The organism is Chitinophaga sp. (assembly GCF_035538455.1).
Lineage (GTDB): Bacteria > Bacteroidota > Bacteroidia > Chitinophagales > Chitinophagaceae > Chitinophaga.
The window spans coordinates 1-22845 of record NZ_DATLKJ010000105.1 but is presented as its reverse complement, the minus strand read 5'-3'; the positions used below and the strand labels follow the sequence as shown (position 1 = coordinate 22845).

Sequence of the window (22845 nt, the reverse complement as noted above, 5' to 3'; positions counted from 1 at the left end):
GACATGAAAATCTATCAATATTTCCTGCTCATCGTAGCAGCGAGCACACTATTCTTTTCCGCCTGCCGCAAAGATGTGGCAGATAAGCTGCCCGGCGGCAATGTGGGTGCGCGGAAAGCAACTGTTGAGGGTGTACCCAAATGGTTGCTGAGCAAAGTAATCTATACCACCAAAGACAACGATTTCAACTGGACTGCCACTTATGCCTACAATAGTCAGAACAAACCGATAAGTAAGCAGGTTAAGGGGAAAAGGTATACTACTTTATTTGATGAGACCATCCTTTTCTTCTACGATAATGCGGGAAGAATTTCGAAGTATAAATCCACCAACAGGCTGGATACCGTCAATATTACTTATGACGTACAGGGCCGTCTTCTCAAAGGCCAGTACACCTACAACTATCCAAATGATTCGGTTGCCTATATCAACTATACGGTTCGTGGACCTAAAGGCTGGAGTGGGTATATTGTTTACTATTTCTACGATTCCAACAGAAACCTGAAACAGATCCGTGAGTTTGATGACCAATTTGGCCCACTTACCGACACGCTCCCGGGGTATCCTACAATTGTGACCACTTTCACGAAATACGACAATAAGGCTAATGTCAATGAAGCGATCAACGTGGATCCTACGTGGCTGACTTCTTATCAGTACCAGTCTGAAGCATCCCGCCACGCGTCGGCGCCCTTTAACTCCAGGAATAACTTTCAGGAGTTCAGTTACAACCTGAATTCAAACGTTGTAAAGCAAACAGCGACCTATAACGCGGATGGCCTGGTAACAAGGCTGGACGGTGTTAGTGCCGTGGAATACAGTAACAGGAGCTATGTTTACAGATTTGAGTATGTTCTTGCAAAGTAGCTACCTGATTGTTAAGACAAAATCACATGACATGAAAGCATATCGATATTACCTGCTTATGATCACCGTGAGCACACTGCTCTTTAGTGCCTGCCGGAAAGCAGTGCTGGGTGATGAGGTCCTGGATGCAGGCGCCCAACATACTACCGCGCCGTCACAATGGCTTATCAGCAAAGTATCTTTCCGGTCGTCGGTAAATGATGCTGTCTCTACTGTGACGATCAGCTACAATAGCTTTAAAAAGCCGGTGCAGAAGATCGAGGACCAAACATATGCCGGCACCCATACTAAAGACACCATCCTCTACAAGTATAATAGTAAGCAGCAGCTTACCAGCTTTTATAGCCGTTCCTATGCAGCCACCTCCACGATAAAATTAAGTTATGATGTACAGGGCCGGATTATCAGAAAAGAAGAAAAATGGAAGGAGCCGGTGACATATACTTATGTAAATGACACCACAGTGAAAGCCATATACACTGAGATCAATGCGGGTTCGAGGGATCAACAGATCGTCTATTATTTTTACGACAGTAACAAGAACCTCCGGCAAACCAGGCATTTCGGATGGGTTGGCAATATTACCGATACGCTGAATATCACGCCCTGGGTGACAGACTACCTGGGATACGACAGCCAACTCAATATCAATAAGGGGCTGAATCTCCCTGGTGGCGAGCAGGCAGGCTTCAGCGTCAATATCTGGAGTATTTACCCTCCTTTTTATGATAGCTATGATGATCTCATCAAGCCCTTCTTCTCCGCCAACAACCCCGCAGAAGCAGGAAGCAGAAGGTACAGTTACACATATAACAACAATAATCTGGTGACAAAGCTGGAAGTATATAACCTACCGATTGAGCAACTGATAGAGACTTACGAGTTCGAGTACGTTTACAGGTAGGCTGAGTGATATTTGCAAATAAGCTGCCTCATTTTATGGGGCAGCTTATTTCTGTATAGTGTATTGTATGCTACGTTAACCATCAATCTTTACTGCATACATGCACCCGTCTGTACTGCCGAAATAGATAATTCCGTCTTTTATAACGGGTGATGAGATGACAGATCCCAGCTGAAGGATTTTTTGTTCGCTGGTTTTGGTAGTGATTTCATCTGTATAGAGCTGGAAGTCTTTTCTGAAATGACCATCATCGGCGTACACAGCTGCATAGTTCTTTTTGCTGGCCGCTGTTTGGAATGTCCATTTTATGGCGCCTGACGCTTGCCCTATGCCATATATGTATCCGTTGTGGCATCCTGTAAATATGAGTGTGTCGTAGCTTACCGGCGTGGTGTAGGATCGCATGGGTATGGCTGTTTTCCACCGGATCTTGCCGGAGACATTACCCAGGCAGTAGAAGGCGTGTGTGTCTGAAGTGCCGAAGAAGATATTGTTATTCTTCTCATAGGGCGTGGCTGTGACCCAGCTTCCACGCTCTTTCATGTTCCATAACCCTGTTCCTGTTTTTTTGTCAATAGCATAGATGTTGTAGTCCCTGCTTCCGAAATAAACCGCATCATTGGTGACCAGTGCCGCCTTTTGTACTTCACCTTTAGGGAAGGTGCGGTCGCCAACCGTTTTAAATTTCCATATCAGCTGACCATTTACTGTATTTAATGCGTAAAAGTATCCGTCGAAGCTGCCGATGAATAGGGTGTCTTTATCTATTACGGGATCAGCGTGTACGATGCCGTTTGTGGCGAAGCGCCAATGTTCGCTGCCATTCGTTGCATTGATGCAGTATATATTGCCATCGCCGCTACCTGCAAATACTTTACCGTTGTGATACTGAGGCGTTGACCGGTAGTAGTCCCACAGATCGTATTCCTTTTCCCCTTTGGTTTTGAATTTCCAGAGAATGCTGCCGCTTTGCATATTTATGGCGTAGATGTTTCCATCTTCACAGCCGACAAAGATCTGGTCGGGTCCGGCACTGGCAGATGATCTGACAGGGAAACCGAGTTTGGTTTTCCATTTCAGTCTGCCATCTTCCAGAAGATGGCAGTAAACATAACCATCCGTGCTACCGTAGTAGATGTATTGACCAGCGATGAGGGGAGTGGCAATGACTTTATCACCTGTCTGATATTTCCATAATTGTCTGCCGGTTGGAGTTTGTGCATAAGAACCTATACATGCGATAAGAAATAAAATAGTAAGGCAAAATTGCTTCATGGTGTGTTTTGTATAAGGATTTGAAGTTATCCAGTTGGATGCGTGCCGCGCTTTTAGCGGCGGGAACATTACAGCGGAAGGTATGCCATATCTGTGTGTTTACTAAAAAAAACGGATGAAGGGCATATGCCGGCGCCTGTAATTTTGCCAATATTACTATAAAATATCATCATGTATGCCTATGGATGCCTTTTATGGCGCAGATAGCCAATCAATTTGTACCCGACAGATGATATGTAGCGCGTTCATTTTTTTGGTAATTTGCTGTTATAAAGCGCGCAAAATGAAAACGGAAGGTACAATTGATCTGAGCCGGGTTCATGATACATTGAGCTTTGTCGAGGAGAACTATAACCGTGTTATTTCCATAACGGAGTTGGAGCGTATATCCAACTATTCTTACAGGAACATACAACGCATATTTAAGTACACCTGTTCGGAAACTATCGGGGCTTACCAGAAGCGGCTTAAAGTTGAGAATGCGTACAAGATGATTCTTTATACGAAAGAAAGTCTTTCGTCGATTGCGCTGGAGGTCGGATTTGCCAATCTGGCTTCATTTTCGAAGGCGTTTAAACAACGGTTTGGCATTGCGCCTAAGGAAGCCAGGGCAGGGAAAGAGCCTTTACTGGCAGAAGCAAGCATTCTGCCTGTTGAAGCGGATATGCTGCTGGAGCCTGAAATTGTGTATGTTCCGCCTACACCTGTTTACTATCAGCGTGCTTTCATCAGTTATGTTCATGAAGAGATCGAGTTGCTATGGGAGCAATTTATGCAGCATGCGTTCCCGGCTTATGGGAATGAGTACTATGGCATTATTGCTGATGAACCGCTGATACGTGAAGACCTTAAATGCAGGTATGATACCTGTTCTTTCTTACAGGCTACCGATAAAAAGCTGCCTTCGAAGATGATAGCGGGTGGCAGATATGCTCAGTTTACGCATACGGGTGTTTATGAAACGATAGAAGATACTTACCAAAGAATATATTCCGGCTGGATACTGAATACTAACCTGGAATTCGCAGCTGCACCGGTTGTTGAAAAATACATCAAGCATCCGGACAATACGGCTACTCCCGAAGAACAACTGACCTATATCTGGTTACCGCTTAAATGAGATTGTCAATTCCGGACAACATTATGGATACTGATCCCGGTAGATTTGCTATCTCAAAACCGTACAAATTAATTATGCAAAAGATGGTAACAACGCTAATGACTTTATCAACAATTTTTTTCTCCTGTGCAAAAGAAGGAGACATCATATCAAAGCCTCTTCCTACGGGCGATCCTGTAGTATTATATACTATGCCTGAAGAGTCTCAGCCTCATGAGGGCACCTGGTTACAATGGCCACATGAATATCAATATGGCAGAACCTACAGGAACCGCCTGGATGCAACCTGGGTGGCTATGACGCAGGCGCTGGTTTCTGGTGAGAGGGTACATCTTATTGCCTATGACCAGACCGAGCGGGAGCGGATCACTGAGTTGCTACAGGCATCCGGTGTTCCGATGACGAATGTGGATTTTACGATCAGCCCAACAGACGATGTGTGGGTGCGCGATAACGGTCCTATTTATGTGAAGGATAAGAATGGCAAACTGCTGATTGAAGATTGGGGTTTTAATGGCTGGGGCAATAAAGCGGCTTATGAGAATTGTAATAAGATACCAGCTAAAATAGCCGGAGATCAGGGCCTCCAGCATATAAACCTCAACGGCGTTATGATTAATGAGGGCGGAAGCGTGGAAATAGACGGGCATGGCGTTTTAATGGCTTGCAGAAGCTCTGTTTTAAATGAGAACAGGAACCCTGGTATGACGCAGGAACAGGCAGAGGCGATATTTACAAAATACCTGGGGGTCACTAAATTCATCTGGCTGGATGGCCGTGCCGGTCTGGAGATCACAGATATGCATATAGACGGGTTTGCAAGATTCGCCAATGCATCCACCATCATCACGATGTCGGAGGATGACCTGGATTACTGGCAGGTGCCCCAGCAGGACGTTCGTACGCTTTACGCCGCTATCAATAAGAATGGGAATGCCTATAAGTTTGTAAAGCTTCCGCTTACGCAGCATGAGGTTGTGACCACTTATGGGAAGAGAGTCGGGAAAGGGTCCTACATCAACTACTATATTTCCAATAATGCCATCCTTGTTCCTAATTACAATGATCCCAATGACGCTGTTGCCAACAGTATTATACAAGGACTGTACCCGGGAAGAAAAGTTATTGGCATAGACTGCCGTAACCTGTTTGCCAATGGAGGTATGGTACACTGTGTTACACAGCAACAACCGCGGTAATACGTTATCAGAACAGGCATTTAAAAACCGGAAGATATCCTTTACATTTATGTTATGTATAGACAGGCACTATCTTCCGGTATACCCAAATATTCGTTGACGCAGACGGGCGGGAGGAATGATCTTTTTGATATGCGCGTGATAGAAGGAGAATACAAGGACTTTTCTATTTTCCTGACGCCGCATCGTAAAGACTACTATTTTCTGGTGCTTGTGGAACAGGGTAGCAGCCGGCATTGGGTGGATATGCAATCCTATACGCTAAAACCTGATACCTTTTATTTCACCACACCGCATCAGGTACATCTTAAAGAGGAGCCGGAGCCTATGCGCGGGATCGCGATATGTTTTACAGAGGCTTTCCTGGCAGATGCTGTTAACTGGCAGATACGGCAACTGCCCATCATCCAGAATCCGCATAATGGGCATGAGTTATCCCTGACGCCAGGAGAGGTCGTCTTTGTCCGGGATCTTATGCAAAAGATGACAGGAGAGTTTGAACAGCAGCCCGACTGGCATAAAGGTATGCTACAGGCTTACCTGAATGTATTGCTGATCTACCTGAGCAGGTTATATACAGAAAGACTTATTTCGGAAGATGGCCAGGCTGACCGCATTTTACTGAAGAAGTTTCTCCGCCTTATAGAAACCAGCTACACGACACATCATGAAGTGGCTGCCTATGCAGACCTTCTGCATATCTCTGCGGGTCATCTGGGAGATGTGATCCGGGAGCAGAGCGGTAAGCCAGCGATAGAACATATCCATGCGCGCATACTGCTGGAAGCCAGGCGTATGCTTTTCCATACAGACAATGCTATCAAAGAGATTGCTTTTGCACTTGGCTTTGAAGACGCTTCCTATTTCAACCGTTTCTTTAAACGCGGCTACAACCAGACTCCGCTTGCCTTCCGTACTGCTGCCCGGAAAATGTACCATTGATACCGGAATGTGTGCTAGGCTGCTGCCAGGTACGTACGTAATTTTGCATTGTAACATAAAAACACATGATCCGATGAAAACAGCACTCATCACAGGAGCCAATAAAGGCATAGGTTTTGAAACTGCCAGGCAGTTACTGGAAGCAGGTTATTTCGTGTACATCGGTAGCCGGGATGTCGTAAAAGGAGAGGAGGCCATAGCAGTACTGGATAACACTAACATTAAAGTAATCCCCCTGGATGTAACAGACCAGGATTCTATCAGAGCGGCACGTGAACTGACTGGCAGCACTACTTCCAGCCTCGATGTGCTGATTAATAATGCCGGTATCCGGGGCGAAGTACCGCAGGCGGCGTCATCTGTGTCTTCATCCGGTATCCGTGAAGTATTTGAGACCAACTTCTTTGGCGCGGTGAATGTAACGCAGGCATTTCTTGACCTGTTGCATCAGGCGGCGCAGCCGAGGATCGTAAATGTCACTTCCGGCCTGGCTTCGCTGACATTACACAGTGACCCGGCCTGGATGTACTATCACGTAAAAGGCGGTGCATATGGTCCTTCCAAAACAGCACTGAATGCCTACACCGTGGCGCTGGCTTATGAACTGCGGGATACTGCATTTAAAGTTAATGCTGTAGACCCGGGGTATACCGCCACTGATTTCAACAATCATAACGGAACCGGCTCTGTTGAAAATGCTGCGGCGTTACTTGTACGCTTTGCCACACTCGATGCGGACGGACCCACCGGAAAATACTTCAGCAACGACATTGCCGGGGAAGAAAGCCCCTGGTAAAGTAGCATAAGCAGTTAATAACATCAGCCTTCCTCTTTTGATTGCTCTGCAACCAAAAGAGGAGGGCTGATGTTATTATTGGTAAATAGGAGCGCCTATATGCATAATCGTTATTAACGTTAAAAAAACACTATAAAAGGAGAAACTACAGTAATTTTGTATCTATCCGCTTAACTAGTTTAGTTCTACGATTTTCATCTGTTTCAGACCTCTCTCTTTCATCTTCTGTTATAACCTATTTTTACTTTCATCAGCCAGAATAAGGAGCTATTTCAATCAAACGTTATGATCATTCATTAAAGCACGCAAATCAAAATTAACCGAGTCATAGTTTTATTTATCAACCAAAAAAACAATTGTATGTGGACACGCGAGCATATCCGCCCTTGCCGGATTATTGTGCAATTGCTGCTGCTGTTTTATTGCAGTGTGGCATCAGCTCAAAACAAAAAGGTGACCGGCCGGGTGACTACAGCCGGCAAAGAACCGTTGCCGGGCGTTTCAGTGTTATTAAAGGGAACCAGCACAGGTGTTGTGACAGACAACTTCGGTAACTATTCGATTACTGCTCCCGGGAACGGCACCCTTGTCTTTAATTTCGTGGGATATACCCGGCAGGAAGTACCGGTGAATAACCAGGCTTCCGTGAATGTCATTCTTCTGGAAGACAACAAACAGCTGGGCGAAGTGGTAGTAACCGCTCTTGGTGTGAAAAAGGAAAAGAAGAGCCTGGGATATTCGGTAACGGACATCAAAGGCGGTGACCTGGCGATCACCAATGAGATCAATCCTGTAAATGCCTTACAGGGAAAGGTTGCGGGTGTACAGATAGATCAGGGAGCCGGTGGCCTTTTCGGGAGTACGAAGATACTCATCCGTGGTAATTCCACCCTGGGTAACAACAACCAGCCCATCTTCGTTATTGACGGTGTTATTATAGAGAATAATACTTTCAGCGGAACCGGCCGCGATTTCGGGAATGATCTCAAGAACCTTAATATGGAGGATTTTGAAAGTGTGTCTGTGCTCAAAGGTTCTGCTGCCGCAGCATTGTATGGTTCGCGGGCTATCAATGGCGTTATTCTCATCACTACCAAGAAAGGCCGTGAAAGAAAGGGTATAGGCGTTAACGTTAGTCAGACCTTCAATGTTTTCAAGCCATATTCCGGCCCTGATTTCCAGAATGAATTTGGCGGTGGCACGGTAGGCGCTTTCTTTACAGACAACCGTGACCCTAACTATAAAGCCAACGAGAACTGGCGAACCAAGGTGTTTCCGACAGATCCGGCTACCGGGAAGCCTTACATAGACAGACAGGTAGGCCGTGAGCTGGAAAACTGGGGCCCCGCTTTCAGCGGTCAGGATGTGCTTAATTATGATGGCACACCCACTAAGTATGTAGCGCAACCCAACAACTTCCTCGACGCCTTCCAGACTGGCCGCGGTTCGGCTACCAACATCGCCATAGATGGAGGTAACGACCGTTCCACATTCCGTCTTTCCTATACCCGTGATCAGAGCAGGGGTATTGTCTATAAAAATGAAATGCTGAAGAACAGTGTGGACCTCCGTGTTACACATGTCATCAATAAATTCCTGAGTGCGGATGTAAGCGCTACCTACTCCTCTTTCGACGGCCGTAACCCGCCACGGCTTGGCGGCCTCGATGCTTTCGCTTCCTATAACTTCGGTAAGCTCTTTACCTGGATATTACCACGTAACTATGATACCAGGTACTGGATGCAAAAAGATCACTACACCAGTAAGTTTGGCGGCGCTCCGAATCCTGGTGATCCTGCTGAACCTAATAAGTCGCCCGAATCACGTTTCTGGTTCAATCTCTTCGAAAACGAATACCTGCAGAATGAACAGAACATCAGGGGGCGCATAGCGCTGACAGCTACGCTCACACCCTGGGCCAAACTGCAGCTTGAAGGTAACGTGAACAACCTCTACACCAGGAATGAAAACAAAGAACTGGGGCAGGGCCAGAACTTCACCGGTGGTCTCTATGGCCTTGGGCACACCAGCAAGGAGAGCTATTTCCTGAAGTGGATGCTGATGATCAATAAAACATTGACAAAGGACCTGGAACTGAACGGATATGTAGGCGGTGAGACACAACGTTACCAGACTACCTATAACTATAGCGAAACACAGGGCGGGCTTAGCTATCCCGGTAACTATTTTCTGGCTAATTCTGTAGAGAAGCCGAGAGCTGAAGGTGGTTTGAAGGCGAAGAAGGCCTTCAATTCCCTCTACGCCAGTGCTGACCTCGCGTATAAGAACCAGTTATTCCTGCAGGCCACTTTCCGCGGTGACTGGTCTTCTGCGCTGACCTATACAAATGGTCAGGGCAACAACTTCTATAACTATCCGGCAGTAAGTCTTTCCTGGTTGTTCTCAGAAACATTTAAGCTGCCGTCATGGATCAGTTATGGTAAACTGAGAGGTAACATTGCGGCATTGGGTAAAGACACGGATCCGTTTACCATTAATCCCGGCTTTGCTTTCAACGGGTATACGTCTTCCAATGGCCAGGATCTGCCAATATCCACCTATACACGTTATCCGGACCCGCTCACCGGGAAATTTATTGCGCTGGTACCTGATCTGAAACCGGAAAGGAAGATCGCCAAGGAGCTGGGGCTCGAAATGCGCTTCCTGCAAAGCCGTGTCGGATTTGATGTATCCGTGTACCAGGACAACACGAAGAACCAGATCCTTGATATAGGCACACCGCCTGAATCAGGGCTGGAAGGCATTATCATCAATGCCGGTAACATCCAGAACCGTGGTATAGAAGTGATGATCGATGGTACTCCGGTGAAGACAAAGAGTTTTGAGTGGAACACCAACCTCAATTATTCTCTCAACAGAAACCTTATCAAGGAACTGTACCCTGGCAGAACAGAGTACGATCTGAAAGCGAATGTAGGAGAGATCAGCACCTGGGCAATAGTGGGTAAATCATATGGTACGCTGCGCACTACTATTCACTCTAAGACTTATCAGGCAAAGGATGCGAATGGCAACCCTATCGATGATCCTAATAATGGCAAACCGGAGCTGGCATGGCGTTCCGATGCAAGGGCCGGATTCCCTGCCCGCAGTAACACCTTGCAGGATGTGGGTGACATCAATGCTAAATTCCGTATGGGCTGGGGTAACACCTTCCGCTATAAGAATTTCTCCCTGAATGTGTTGCTGGATGCCAAATTCGGCGGCGACTTTGTACTGCTCACTTATCGTTACGGCACGCATACCGGCGTATTGCCCAATACCTTGCAGGGCCGTGATGCCGCACATGGCGGAATCACCTGGACCAGCAAGTATGATAACCAGACATATGATGACGGACTCATTCCCGATGGCGTTTTTGCAAAGGGTCAGCAAATACAGCAGCCGAACGGTTCTATGGCCGATGTAGGAGGTATGACCTATGCGCAGGCCTATGAAAAGGGACTGGTAGAACCTACACATGCGCCACAGTTTTACTACCGGTATGGATCTTCCTCCACCGGTGTGGCAGACTACTGGATCAAGAAGAATTCCTGGATCTCACTGCGACAGGTATCACTGGCTTACCAGTTCCCGGAGAAGCTGTGCAAAAAGATGATGCTGAACAACCTGAGTGTTGCTGTTGTTGGGCGCGATCTGTTGTACCTGTACAACTCGTTGCCGTTTAACTACAACCCGGCTTCCAACAACTCCAACAATACTGCGTTCTCCGGTGAGGAAGGATTCTTACCGATGGTACGCTCTATTGCAGGTACTATTCGCATCGGCTTCTAGGAATTGTGAACATAAAAAAATGAGATCATGAAAAAACTGCTTAATAAATATACAGGCGCATGGGCATCACTGCTGCTGCTGACCGCCTGCACGAAGAATTTCGGGGACATCAACACCAATCCCAGCGTGGTGAACAAGCCGGATGTGAAGTTCCTGCTGAGCTATGTGGAAGACAAGATGGTGACGTATCAGGGTACTGAATGGGTATGGGAGAGTATGGAGCAGCTGATGCGCTTCACACAGCATGTAACATCCAGTCCCTATGAGATTACCAGCAATGTGAACACCCGTTACAACATCTATTATCTGCAGATCCTGCCGAATCTTTTTGAGATCAGAAAACAGGCAGATCTGATGCCGAATAAAGACCAGTACCAGAAAATTAAAATGGTCACTTATGTGTTGCAGGTATTGCATGGCATCAAGGTAACGGATATGAATGGCTATATCCCTTATTCACAGGCTATTGAGGGGCGTTATGACAGTAAGTATAGTCCTGTTTACGATGCGCAGCAGCAGTTGTTTGATAACTGGCTGGCGCAGCTCAATGATGCAATCAAGGTATTGTCTGATGCTTCACTCAGCAACCAAGTGGATTATGGGAAGTCTGATATTTTCTTCCAGAGCGATTGGATCAAGTGGGTGAAGCTGGCCAATACACTTAAGCTCCGCATTGCGGCCAGGCTGGAGAATGCAGACAAAGCCAAATGCCAGGCTGTATTCCAGCAGGTGATGCAGGACCCGTTGGGACCGATCGACAGTAACGACGGACAGGTAAAGTACCAGAACTCCCTGTACACCCCTTTTGGGTCTGGCGGAGACATTGATTACCGCAGCCGGAGGTATGCTACCACTTCTATCATGCAATTCCTGAAAGGCAGCAATGATCCGCGCCTGCCGATTTATTTTGATAAGAACGGGCTTACGGGCAGCTTTAAAGATACCCTGGCGAAGTACAACGTAACGTTGCCTTCATTCATTAACGTGAATGATCCATTGATCGCTTACCAGGGCGGACCAGCCGACTGGACTACTAATCCGACTGTGGCAGCGTTCCTTAGCAACGACTTCCCGGTAGGGCCGTACACGAAGTTTTCGTTGATATCACCTATCAACCGGAAATTCTTCTCGCCCAAGCTGAATCAGGCAACAGGTAATTTCCTTGACGTGTCTGTTACTTATGCGGAGACATGTCTCTACATTGCTGAATTCATTCAGAAAGGATATGCCGGCGCTGTTAATACCAAAGGAACTGCTGCAGACTGGTACGTAAAAGGCGTAACATCTTCGATACAAACGATGAATGCGATAGCTGTGGCAGCGGGTTCACAGACGGGCTTCAGTGGCAGTGGGGATACGGAGACCGGCAACTATCTTAATCATCCGATGGTGAAGTTCAATGGAGTCAATGATCTTGAACGCATTTATGTGCAGGAGTACCTGGCCTTCTATCGTCAGCCTAATGAAGCATATGTTTTCTGCAGGCGCACCGGTTATCCGAAAAACAGCTCTGCTTACTATGCACGCGAAACGTTTAATGAACAGATACCCCGCCGTTTCTGGCTTACAGATCCCGGTGAAGTGAATCGTGCTAACTGGGCGCAGGCTATGCAACAGCAAGGATTTACACCAAATGCACAGGATGTGCCTACGCTGAGCACACAGCGTGTATGGTATGATAAGACTGCGCCGGATTTTGGAAAAGGGAATTAATGTTGAAGTATAAAGAAAACAGAAGACCGAAGCGATGGTTGCTTCGGTCTTTCTATTTTTGATGTGTGTATGCCTCAACGATATCTGTATTGATCTCATGGCTGCAGAGCAGCCGATCGTTATTTTACTGCAATTTCTTTTTTCCCGCCAGGATACTCGAGCGCGAGGTCATCCAAACTGAGGTAAAGGCAGTTGCCCCCACCGGAATCGCCGCAATAGCCACTTCGACTGGAAATAAAGGTAACAACGAGGCTATCGGGTATTGCTGAAGAAGGATAACTAACCGGGAGGCGGAAAAATTGGTACTGACTGGAGGGCCCGAGGTTAGCTTCAGCATAGGCTACCCTTTCACTTTTATGGGTAGCAGGATTGTACTTCCTCAGCGCGATGATGGCGACGGCAAAATCATTTCCTCCACCATTGTCGCCTAATTCATACTTGTAGTAACCGGTGAGCGCGGCTGGTCTTCCGCTAATAGCGATGCCACCGGTGTTGTTGTAATCAAACCCTGGCGCGGGCGTTGCTATATTCCCGTTGGTCAGGAATCCTTTCAGATAGGAGTACCAGTTCCAGATCTGTGCGGCGTATTGTCCGGAATTGCTACCGGTAGTTTTGCTGCTACCGTAAGTACTGAGCCTCCAGGAGAATGGCTGATTGCCACTCCAGCTTTCGAAGCCGGGGTTGGGCAAGGAAGTACCCTCTGTATGCGCCTTGTTGTTGGGTGCCGGGGGACAGTCTGGAGTGATATTTTCACGTTTGCATCCGGTTGTCAGTACAGATAATAATGAACAGGAGAGGACCAGGTTTTTCAGGTCGAGATGGATTTTCATTGTCGCGTGTTTTGGGTTGTTGAAAATTAAGTTATTGATCACTGTATGTATCTGCAATAATAGATTTTGCCACTGCGGATACATAACATGCGGTGGATAAACGATAACAGATAATATGAAATTAAAAGAGGAACGCTGTAAGTGCCCTCTTTGGGTGGTAATATTCCCGATTCAGGAAAGGGAATTAATGTTGAAAGACCGAAGCGATTGTTGCTTCGGTCTTTTCCGTTTAACGAGCAGGAAATTAACGATTATTTTACCGCAATTTCTTTTTTCCCGCTACTGCATTCGAGTGCGAGATCATCTAAGGTGAGGTAGAGGCAGTTGCCGTTGGAAGCGCCGCTGCAAAAGCCGTTGCGACTGGAAATGAAGGTAACCACGAGGCTGTCGGGTACTACTGAAGAAGCGTAACTGACCGGGATGCGGAAAAGTTTGTATTGACTTGATGGTCCAAGGCTTACTTCAGTGTAGGCTACCTTTTCGCTTTTACGGGTGGCAGCATTGTATTTCCGTAGTGCGATGATGGCGATGGCGGAATCTTTTTTCCCATCGTTGCTGCCTGGTTCATACTTGTAATAGCCGGTGAGCGCAGCGGGCCTTTCGCTGACAGCGATGCCGCCGGTATTGTTGTAGTCATACCCGGGCATGGCATTAAACACATTGCCATTGGTCAGGAACCCTTTTACATAGTAGTACCAGTTCCAGATCTGCGCGGCATATTGTCCGGAATGACCGCCGGTTGCCCTGGCGCTACCGGAAGCACTAAGGTTCCAGGAGAGTGGCTGGTTGCCGTTCCAGCTTTCGAAGCCGGGGTTGGGCAGGGAGGTGGCCTCCGTATGTGCCTTGCTGTTAGCTGCCGGTGGATTGTCTACAGAGATGTTTTCACGTTTACAGCCGGTTGTCAGTACAGATAATAATGAACAGGAGAAGGCCAGGTTTTTCAGGTTAAGATGGATTTTCATTGGGCGTTTTTTGGGTGATGAAATATTATCCGGTATTAAGTTAATAATTCTGTATGTAACTAAAAAATCGATTTTGCTTCTGCCGGTAATTAACAGTGATGAATAAACGAACAGGGGACGCTTACAGCGATCCCCTTCAGTAGGCAGCATTCTGATTCCGGGTATTCCGGTTATCAGCGTATAGTCAGGATCAAAGCGGTCAGGTATAATCCAATACCATAGATGGTGTGTGTCAGCAGGCTTCTGAAGCGGGCGGTATTGGCATTGGGTAGTTTAGCAGCGGCTATCCCCAGTCCCATCCCGGGTTGCATGATGAGGAATGGCGCAATAGTGGTAGCAATCCCGATGATCAGGGCGGGGATAATGCGTGGGGTGTCAATCCACTCATACCCCCAGATGATGACGAGCAGGATAGAGAATGTAATGCCAATCAGGTAGTGGGCACACCAGCCAATTGCTTTCTCTCCGGCGATGGGAGGGGCTTTGGCGATACTGTTGTGCATGAATTTTCCGTTGGAGAAATGTCCGATCCATCGTCCTACAAAGGCATAATTGAGTGACTGGATATTGAAGAGATGCTTTAACAGCAGTGCCCATATGTCCATCGCAATGGTGCCGCCGATACCTATCAGTATTGTTTTAATAATGTATTCCATTATGGTGTTTTTAAGTAGTAATTACTAAAAGATTGTTCGTTTCTATTTGTGTTTTATTACCGAACACTGTTCGGTTTTTGCACTCAAAAAAAGGAAGTATATCTTCCTTGTTATTTTCAGGTTAAGCTGTCAGCTGGCAAACCAGGTTATACCTGGGCATATTTGCTGTTAACGATAGCGGAGATAGTATCTCTCATTATGCGGTTGTTCTTATCCTTACTGAGTTTTTCATTGACGATATTGATGCTGATCAGGCCATGTACGGAAGCCCACATGGCGTAGTATTTGTTTTCCGCGATTCCGGCGGCAGAAGCGGAAGGAGGGATCATTTCCGTCATCACTTCCATGAACAGCGCACGTGGCAGATGTACATTCTTCGCTTCTCCCTCTGGTGTTGGGCAGCTCACCTGGATGCTGTGCATCAGTTTATAGAGTTCAGTATGCCGGAACGCAAAGTTCCAGTATGCCTGCCACATGGCTTCTAGTTTATGATGCGGGGTAGTATGACCGGAGGCTGCCCTTTTGATGGCGTTGCCCAGCAATGTATATCCCTGGCCCATTAACTCTATGAGGATGGTATCCTTGTTTGCAAAATACTCATAGATGGTGGCCGGGGCATATTCAATCTGGTCCGCAATCTTGCGCATGCTCAGCGCCAGGCAGCCCTCCGCAATAATGATCTTAAGGGCCGCTTCCAGGATCTTTTCCCGTACCTCTGCTTTCTCTCTCGCTATTCTCTCTTTACTTCCCATATTGTGCTGTTTTAAATCAGTGGTTAGATTACCGAACACTGTTCGGCAAATTTAAGCAGGATGTTTTAAACAAACAATATTTTTCCGGGAAGCGGCTTTTGTTTGTTTGTCAGTCTATAGGTCTGGCCTGTTTCATCCCGTAATAGGTAAGCGTTCTCCAGCACCACTCTACGGGCCCGTATTTAAAGCGTTTTAGCCAGGCGTTGCTCAGGAGGATTTGTAGGGCATAGATGGCAGCGACTATCAGCAGATCTCTGGCAGGACTAGTTTTTCCGTACAATCCCAGTCCGAAGTGATAGAATATGAAGATGCACAATACCGATTGCATGATATAGTTGGTAGCAGCCATACGGCCTACAGCGGCAAGTGGCGAGAAAACCGGCTTCCAACCGGGGCTTTGGAGCAGCAGTGCCAGGGTGGCGATATAAAAGATACCCATGGCTGGACCTGCGAAGTAGCTCTCCAGGAGTTGTACAAGATCAGATCCGGTGCTGGCCGGGAGATCGCGCCAAATGACGCCGATTATGGCCAGCGGCAAACCGGTTGCCAGTGATACCGTCTGTACTCTGCGAATGAACGGGGTATGCTGTCTGAGGTTTGAGAATAACTTTCTTTTGCCTGCATAGGCTCCCAGCAGGAACATCGTAAAGATCTGGGGAGAGATCAGCGTGTATCCTATCCTTACAATCCACAGGTCTGACTGGTTCTGCCAGAAGATTTCGCGGAGTGTGCCGGATTGGTAGTGCCGCACTGCTTCCTCTGCCTGTTTTATTCCTGCAATGGCAGTTGTGGGAGCATCCGGCTGTGTGGCGCCCCAGATCAAGGAAATGCCTATCGCTACTACTGTAAAAACAATCATTATGCCCGCTGCCCATTTGAACAGCCGTTCAGGTGACATATGCCAGAAAAGCATCAGCAGAAATCCCAGTAAGCTGTAAATGCATAATACGTCGCCGTACCAGATGAGGTTGGCATGTATCATCCCTATCAACAGCAGTATAACCAGCCTTCTGGCAAACAGTAATTTAGGGTTGTCTGTTTTGGCGAGGGCTCTTTGCATGAAAATAGTAAACCCGAGTCCGAAGAGAAAGGAGAAGATGGAAATGAACTTCCCTTCTCCCAGAAAATATACGAGCTTGTCGCATATCCTGTCTATGCCAGCAGACCAGTAATGCTGCGGATTAGCGTAGAGTACGGGAAATGAGAACAGACCAATGTTTACGGTCAGGATGCCCAGCAGTGCAAGTCCTCTGATAATATCAATTTCATTGATCCTGGTACTGAGCGGAGCAGGTGTAGGTTGTTGAATGTCTGGTTGCAGGTGCATGGTCTTTTAATTGAATAATGTCTGTGTTTTGGCGTGGGAATGCCTGTCCGCCTTGTTCGTGGTTTCTTTGGCATATTGTAAGTCATTGATGGCAGCTTATCTGTCGAGCCATTTTTTAAGGCTTCTGGCCCGGTCTTTACTGACGATCAGTTTCTCTGTTGTTTCAGGATGCACCGTAATGGTCAGTTTGCCGTTGAAATAGTTGTGTATTCGCGAGATCGCTTTATTACTGACCAGGTACTGCCGGTTGATCCTGAAGAATGCATCAGGATTGAGTTGTTCTTCCAGGTCTTCGAGTGTATAAGGAATAATGAATGTCCCATTCCTGTCTGTAATAGCTTTGGTGCTCCGGTATTCCGTTACGAAGTAGCTGACCTCCTCTACAGAGAGGGTATGATAGGCATCCCGCACCGGTAGCAGAAAGCGGGACCGGTAGTTCTTTTTCTGTTTGGTAAGTATCGCTGATAGCTCCATTAATGTTGCTGACAGGAATGGTGCTTTCAGATTGACTTTGAACTTTTCGAGGCTTTGTTTCAGTTCATTTTTATTGACAGGTTTCAGCAGGTAATCTACACTGTTTACTTTGAAAGCCCTGAGTGCGTATTCGTCGAATGCGGAGGTGAAGATCACCGGGCAGTTCACCCGTGTTTTTGCAAAGATGTCGAAAGACAATCCGTCGTTGAGCCGTACGTCGAGGAACATCAGGTCGGGATGAGCGTTTTCATCCAGCCATGTTACGGTTTCTTCCACGCCTTCCAGTATGGCCTGTATCTCTATGCCGGGTTCCACTTCCTCAAGCAGCCTGCTGAGCCGTTTAGCGTTGTGTAGTTCGTCTTCAATGATCAATATTCTCATAGACTTGCCTGTTTATATCCAGTAATGGTAATTTCACGGTGAACTCCTGTCCTGTTGCTGTGATGACAGGTGTTTTATCAGACAGCAGCAGGTACCGGTCCATGATATTTTTCAATCCTACTTTGCTGGAATGTACAATGCTGGGTATTTTCCGGACATTGTTGGATACTGTTACAAACTCTTCTTCCAGCAGTATCGTGATCTTCAATGGATGTGTTTTTGAGGCGATATTATGTTTGACAGCATTTTCAATCAATATCTGCAGTGCAATGGGCGGAATTCCCGGATGCGTGGGATGGCAGGCACCATTTATTGAAATATCCACATTGTTTCCGAACCGGATCCTGATCAGGTATATATAAGCATCGATGAACTCCAATTCGCTCGTAAGCGGCACAATGTTTTTGTTGAGATTGAAGAGCATATACCGGTGTACCTGAGAGAGAGATTCCAGGAATTCCTGCGCCTTGCCGGGATCTTCTGATATAAGACTGGATAGCGTGCTGAAATTATTGAAGAGGAAATGGGGGTCCAGCTGGAGTTTCAGCGATTGTAACTGTGATTCCAGGACCACTTGTTTTAATGTGGAGGTTTCGAGGATAGAAGCCTTCCATTTATTGATGAGGTATCCGCCTGAATGGATGCCTGTTACTACCAGGGACATACCGATGCTGATGAAGATAATCTGTCTGAATCCTTCCAGGTCATCATTGTCCACCAGCTGTTCATGGACGGCTAATGACAGAAAGATGTTGGTGAGTGTTATCAGCAGCAGGAGCATGGTGACAATGGAAATACTCTGTATGATGAGTTGAAGGATGAATCTTTTTCTGGCGTCCTTCTCCCAGGGAATATATTTTTCCATGATCCCGGAGATGAGCAGGCTGCATTCCATGATGCTCCAGCCCATGATAGAAAACCAACTGATGTCAAACAGCAGATCGAGACCGAAGTAGGTACTTATAATGTTATCAAGTTCGCTGAATGGATTGATGAAGATCAGTGACAGTACCAGACATGCGGCGATGATCACACTTGCCGTTAATTTAAAACGCCAGTTGTATTGCGTTGTAACCGTTCCGGATGTAATATTGAGCGTCCTTTCTCCCACAGGCATGTCGTCTGGTTATTAAGTGCTCAAAACTATGGCAAGACAAATTCAGGATGGAGTACTAAATGACTGAAGTATCCTAAAACATGGTTGAAGTATCCGAACGGAATGCTTAAGCCACATTGCTTTTTCCAGGTGCGTGTATAGCACTGGCGTGCGGGTTCGGTATACATTCTGAAGAAAGAGCCAGGGAATTGCTTATTTTCACGCTAAACAGATTCTTGTGTACTTACCCTTTAGAGAGCAGCTACTAATTTTATTTTTCTTATTGATGCTTCCAGCTGATTTAACCGGCCAGACGAAAGATGTGCGGGGGACTAAGATATTGCCGGGGGCTATTTTATTTACTGAGAAGAAAATCCTATCAGGTGATCTTCAGCAACGTGACCTATTGAATAATTATCGGTTGACCAATAAAAGCAACCTCTTTATGACGGTGGTGATGGATAAACCACTAGCAGCGCGGTTGCAGGAGCTAGCGCCGTCATTAAGCCCTGAGTCCTTATATAAAAGCGGTAATTATCAGTTTACCTTTTATGTAGATGACAGGTTGATCTATCAGACTAACCTGTTACCTGGGGCACCGGCTATGCAGCAGCAACAAACGGAAGTTAACTGGTGCCGGCCGCTAATTGATAATCAGAACGAGGGTGGGGTATGGAGTCAGTTTCTCTGGAGCCGTTTTATGTATAACGGTGGCGATAGTTCGCTTACAGAAGGGAAGCACCAACTTAAAATTGAGATCAGACCCTATATTAAAACGCCGGAGGTAAAGGTGGGGGCCCTGATTGCTGCCGGTCAGCTGGAGCTACAGGTGCAGCGAAAGCCAGTGACCGATTATGCAGGGATTCATATATCACCTCTGAAGCCCTATGCGGGTCTTGAGGTTTCTTCAGCGCGATTTGACCAGCGGAGGATCAAAGAGCTGATTGCCAACATCGAAGCAGATGTTTTTAAACACGTAACCAGTGTTGTGGTTATTAAGAACGGGAGGCTGCTGATAGAGGAGTATTTTAACGGCGCCGGAAGGGATAGCCTGCATGACATGCGCTCTGTGGGTAAATCCTTTGCTTCTACTATGACCGGTATTGCCATTGGCGAAGGCTACCTGCAATCTGAATATCTGACGCTGCATAGATACTATGATCTGAAGAAATATGAACGCTATTCAGTTGCCAAAGACAGCGTATCGATAAGGGACCTGTTGACTATGAGTTCCGGTTTTGACGGAGACGATGATGATCCTGAATCTCCCGGCAATGAAGAGAATATGTACCCTGCAGACAACTGGGTGAAATTTACGTTGGATCTACCGATGGATACGGTTAAGTACCATGGTCAGTGGCATTACTTTACAGCTGGTGTCATGTTGCTTGGCAGCATGTTGGATAAGATAGTGCCTGGCGGACTGGAGAGATACGCAGACAACAAGTTGTTTGCGCCGCTGCAAATTACCCATTATAAATGGCAGTATACTCCGCAATATGCGCCCAATACGGCCGGAGGGATTCGCATGAATGCACTGGACTTTGCCAAGTATGGCCAGCTCTATCAAAACAATGGTCGCTGGAAAAGTCATCAGCTTATACCTGAAGCCTGGGTGGCTAAAACTTTTTCCCGTCAGCGAGCTATTGCAGGGCGTGACAAGGAGTACTACGGTTATCTTTTCTGGAATAAGACGTACCATGTCAATGGTAAATCTTATGAAGCTTATTACTGTTCCGGCAATGGCGGCAATAAAATATTTGTGTTCAAGGGATTGCCGGTAGTGGTGGTCATTACCTGTACTGCCTATGGCCGTGGTTATGCACACCAGCAGGCCGATAAGATGATGGTGGAGTATATCCTTCCCGCGATTATAAAATAGCCTTCGCTTAAAGTGTCCTGACGAAAGATTCAACATACGTTTTGAAGTTATTCAGTACGCCTGTACAGAATTCCTGTTGTAATGCCATTGGCAGGTTCTTTTCAGGCTCGAAGATTTCAGTGATGCGCACGCCATCCGGTGTGTCTGCAAAGAGGTTAATGGTTTTTCTTCCGTCACTCAGGGTCTGGCTGATCATTTCATAGACCCTTATTTCATCATATGTGCCGGTGTAATCGAACCGTTCGCCGGATTTGGATTCCATCGCATAGAGGAAGCGACCTCCTGTACGTACGTCGTTGTCGACATGAGAGGTGCGCCATTCGCCGGAAGGGCTGTTCCATTTCCTGATATGTGAGGGAGAAGTCCAGCAGGACCAGGTCGCTTCTATGGTTGCTTGCACCAGTACTGTTACGGTGATTGAATTTTCCATACGCCAAAGGTATTTGTTACAGTGGGAGGAGGAGAGGGGTGGTTGCGCCAATTTAAAGGGTTCCTTCCGCCAGGAGTAATGTGTATCCGATAACGTTATACCGCACATTTATTTTGCCGATTGATATTTTATGGAGAGTCAGAAATACGGCAGCGTTTTTGTTATGTTTTTAGTGTGCGAAAAGTGAAACTGTAGTCATTCTCTAACCTTCAAAAGCGGAACCATCAAAACAGGAAACCAGTAATTACATCAGCAACAAAATCCAATTGCAATTTTTCCACAGAAAACAGCGTATTCCTATAGCTGCTTCAATTTCCATTCTTTTTATTCATTAAACATCACAACAATGAGAGTATTGGTATTAGCCGCGCTGCTGCTAAGCGCGTCAGCATTGTCTGCACAGACAGTAAAGGAAACCTATTGCGAAGTGGTAGCCCACGGCGTGGGGCTCTCCGGCAAAGCGAAGGTACGCGTAGATTTTGGACAGCCTACTTCGTTCTGGGCAGGAGTAGAGAAGATGAGAGACAAGGTAACCGGTAGGGTGAAGAAGTTCAATTCTACTATTGATGCGCTGAACTACATGGGTGCTGAAGGGTGGAAGATCGTGAACAGTTACTCCGTAACAGATGACGGTTATGTGATCTATCATTACCTGTTCAGAAAAGAAGTGCCGGCGTCGGAAATAAGGGACGTAGCACCGGAGGATTATACACCGGAAAAGGTGTAGGTATCGTTGGGATTTGATCGGTGTAAATTGGTCAAATCCCAGACTGCATTGTTATTTCGAAATGGATTGTATGATTTCATATTTAATAAGCTCCCAGTATTTATTTTTCATACAAATGGGATCAAAGTCTTCATCAGCACTTGAGAATGACGTGAAGTTGGTTAGAATCAACGACTGGTCGTGGCTATATGGATAGCGGCTGGCATGTAAGCGGATCATTTCTTCCGGAGAATGGGTATCCAATAGTTCGTGTAGGTCCCAGAAATCCTTTTTGCGGCCGCCTCTTTGTACAACATCTATTTTCATGGCAATAATATCCTCTACGGATGCAAGCCTTATATTTTCTCGTATTAATACGGGTCTAATGAATGGTTCTGTATAATACAGATCCAGTTTAATGCTCTTTTCTTCATTTGTGCCAACAAAATACGACCTGCCCATACCGATCAGATCTGAATGAGGCTTTGTAACGTAACTGAATTTCTTCCTGAGATATTTATCAATAAGTGTGAAGTCAATGGAGTTGTAAGTTGCGTCAGTGAATAAATCTATATCTACTGAGATGCGATGGCCCAATTGCAGACTTAGCGAAGTGCCACCAACCAATCTGAAACGATCAAACAGAGCATTTTTCATCAGCTCTTTTAGTACTGATTTTAATAACGGGTTAACCGTTGTCCAGTATAATTTTTCAGACATTCCTATGATTTATTTTTC

At 46.4% G+C, this 22845-nt stretch carries 20 protein-coding genes; 10 read left to right on the top strand and 10 right to left on the bottom strand.

The features are described 5' to 3' along the window. Positions 1-3: 3 nt before the first annotated feature. Positions 4-867 (top strand): hypothetical protein, encoded by an 864-nt coding sequence (locus VM802_RS13100; protein WP_325531129.1) that lies wholly within the window; start codon positions 4-6, stop codon positions 865-867. A 31-nt stretch (positions 868-898) separates the two neighbouring features. Further along, positions 899-1771, top strand: a complete 873-nt coding sequence (locus tag VM802_RS13095) for a lipocalin/fatty acid-binding family protein (RefSeq protein ID WP_325531127.1) — start codon at positions 899-901, stop codon at positions 1769-1771. A gap of 75 nt (positions 1772-1846) precedes the next feature. Here the strand turns inward: VM802_RS13095 and VM802_RS13090 are convergent, their stop codons facing one another. After that, positions 1847-3046, bottom strand: a complete 1200-nt coding sequence (locus VM802_RS13090; RefSeq protein WP_325531125.1) for a BamB-related PQQ repeat family beta-propellar protein — start codon at positions 3044-3046, stop codon at positions 1847-1849. A gap of 283 nt (positions 3047-3329) precedes the next feature. On the opposite strand from VM802_RS13090, the gene VM802_RS13085 reads away from it, so the two are divergent. From VM802_RS13085 to VM802_RS13060, 6 genes are all read left to right on the top strand, one after another. Further along, complete coding sequence (locus VM802_RS13085) at positions 3330-4166, top strand: AraC family transcriptional regulator (RefSeq protein ID WP_325531123.1); 837 nt, start codon at positions 3330-3332, stop codon at positions 4164-4166. A gap of 83 nt (positions 4167-4249) precedes the next feature. Further along, positions 4250-5365, top strand: coding sequence for an agmatine deiminase family protein (locus VM802_RS13080; RefSeq protein ID WP_325531121.1), 1116 nt, complete (start codon positions 4250-4252; stop codon positions 5363-5365). A 54-nt stretch (positions 5366-5419) separates the two neighbouring features. Next, positions 5420-6307, top strand: coding sequence for an AraC family transcriptional regulator (locus VM802_RS13075; RefSeq protein WP_325531119.1), 888 nt, complete (start codon positions 5420-5422; stop codon positions 6305-6307). Positions 6308-6380: 73 nt separating this feature from the next. Then, positions 6381-7103, top strand: a complete 723-nt coding sequence (locus VM802_RS13070; protein ID WP_325531117.1) for an SDR family oxidoreductase — start codon at positions 6381-6383, stop codon at positions 7101-7103. Positions 7104-7463: 360 nt separating this feature from the next. Beyond that, positions 7464-10898 carry a SusC/RagA family TonB-linked outer membrane protein gene (locus VM802_RS13065; protein WP_325531115.1) on the top strand — a complete coding sequence of 1145 codons (3435 nt, stop codon included), beginning with the start codon at positions 7464-7466 and terminating at the stop codon, positions 10896-10898. 27 nt (positions 10899-10925) lie between these two features. Further along, positions 10926-12611: a SusD/RagB family nutrient-binding outer membrane lipoprotein gene (locus VM802_RS13060; protein ID WP_325531113.1), complete on the top strand. Its 1686-nt coding sequence runs from the start codon at positions 10926-10928 to the stop codon at positions 12609-12611. A 119-nt stretch (positions 12612-12730) separates the two neighbouring features. Here VM802_RS13060 and VM802_RS13055 read toward each other — a convergent pair whose 3' ends face one another. The 7 genes from VM802_RS13055 to VM802_RS13025 all read right to left on the bottom strand — a co-directional run bounded on the left by VM802_RS13055 (position 12731) and on the right by VM802_RS13025 (position 19110). Next, complete coding sequence (locus VM802_RS13055) at positions 12731-13441, bottom strand: hypothetical protein (protein ID WP_325531111.1); 711 nt, start codon at positions 13439-13441, stop codon at positions 12731-12733. Positions 13442-13692: 251 nt separating this feature from the next. Next, a complete protein-coding gene (locus tag VM802_RS13050) occupies positions 13693-14403 on the bottom strand; it encodes a PCMD domain-containing protein (RefSeq protein WP_325531109.1) in 711 nt (236 codons plus the stop codon). Between the two features lie 173 nt (positions 14404-14576). Continuing rightward, complete coding sequence (locus tag VM802_RS13045) at positions 14577-15059, bottom strand: DUF2938 domain-containing protein (protein WP_325531107.1); 483 nt, start codon at positions 15057-15059, stop codon at positions 14577-14579. A 146-nt stretch (positions 15060-15205) separates the two neighbouring features. Beyond that, positions 15206-15811 (bottom strand): TetR/AcrR family transcriptional regulator, encoded by a 606-nt coding sequence (locus VM802_RS13040; protein WP_325531105.1) that lies wholly within the window; start codon positions 15809-15811, stop codon positions 15206-15208. Between the two features lie 109 nt (positions 15812-15920). Then, entirely contained in the window at positions 15921-17138 is a 1218-nt protein-coding gene (locus VM802_RS13035; RefSeq protein ID WP_325531103.1) for a DUF418 domain-containing protein, read from the bottom strand. A gap of 96 nt (positions 17139-17234) precedes the next feature. Then, the gene (locus tag VM802_RS13030; protein ID WP_325531101.1) at positions 17235-17993 is read right to left on the bottom strand and encodes a LytR/AlgR family response regulator transcription factor; all 759 of its coding nucleotides are present in this window, start codon (positions 17991-17993) and stop codon (positions 17235-17237) included. Beyond that, a complete protein-coding gene (locus tag VM802_RS13025; protein WP_325531099.1) occupies positions 17974-19110 on the bottom strand; it encodes a sensor histidine kinase in 1137 nt (378 codons plus the stop codon). Before VM802_RS13025 ends, VM802_RS13030 begins: the two co-directional genes overlap by 20 nt. Before the next feature lie 265 nt (positions 19111-19375). On the opposite strand from VM802_RS13025, the gene VM802_RS13020 reads away from it, so the two are divergent. Beyond that, positions 19376-20971 carry a serine hydrolase domain-containing protein gene (locus VM802_RS13020; RefSeq protein WP_325531097.1) on the top strand — a complete coding sequence of 532 codons (1596 nt, stop codon included), beginning with the start codon at positions 19376-19378 and terminating at the stop codon, positions 20969-20971. Positions 20972-20978: 7 nt separating this feature from the next. Here the strand turns inward: VM802_RS13020 and VM802_RS13015 are convergent, their stop codons facing one another. Beyond that, on the bottom strand, positions 20979-21401 hold the full coding sequence (locus tag VM802_RS13015; RefSeq protein WP_325531095.1) for an SRPBCC domain-containing protein: 423 nt from the start codon (positions 21399-21401) through the stop codon (positions 20979-20981). A 346-nt stretch (positions 21402-21747) separates the two neighbouring features. On the opposite strand from VM802_RS13015, the gene VM802_RS13010 reads away from it, so the two are divergent. Then, on the top strand, positions 21748-22128 hold the full coding sequence (locus tag VM802_RS13010) for a hypothetical protein (protein WP_325531093.1): 381 nt from the start codon (positions 21748-21750) through the stop codon (positions 22126-22128). A 51-nt stretch (positions 22129-22179) separates the two neighbouring features. Here VM802_RS13010 and VM802_RS13005 read toward each other — a convergent pair whose 3' ends face one another. After that, entirely contained in the window at positions 22180-22827 is a 648-nt protein-coding gene (locus VM802_RS13005; protein WP_325531091.1) for a nucleotidyl transferase AbiEii/AbiGii toxin family protein, read from the bottom strand. Between the last annotated feature and the right edge of the window lie 18 nt (positions 22828-22845).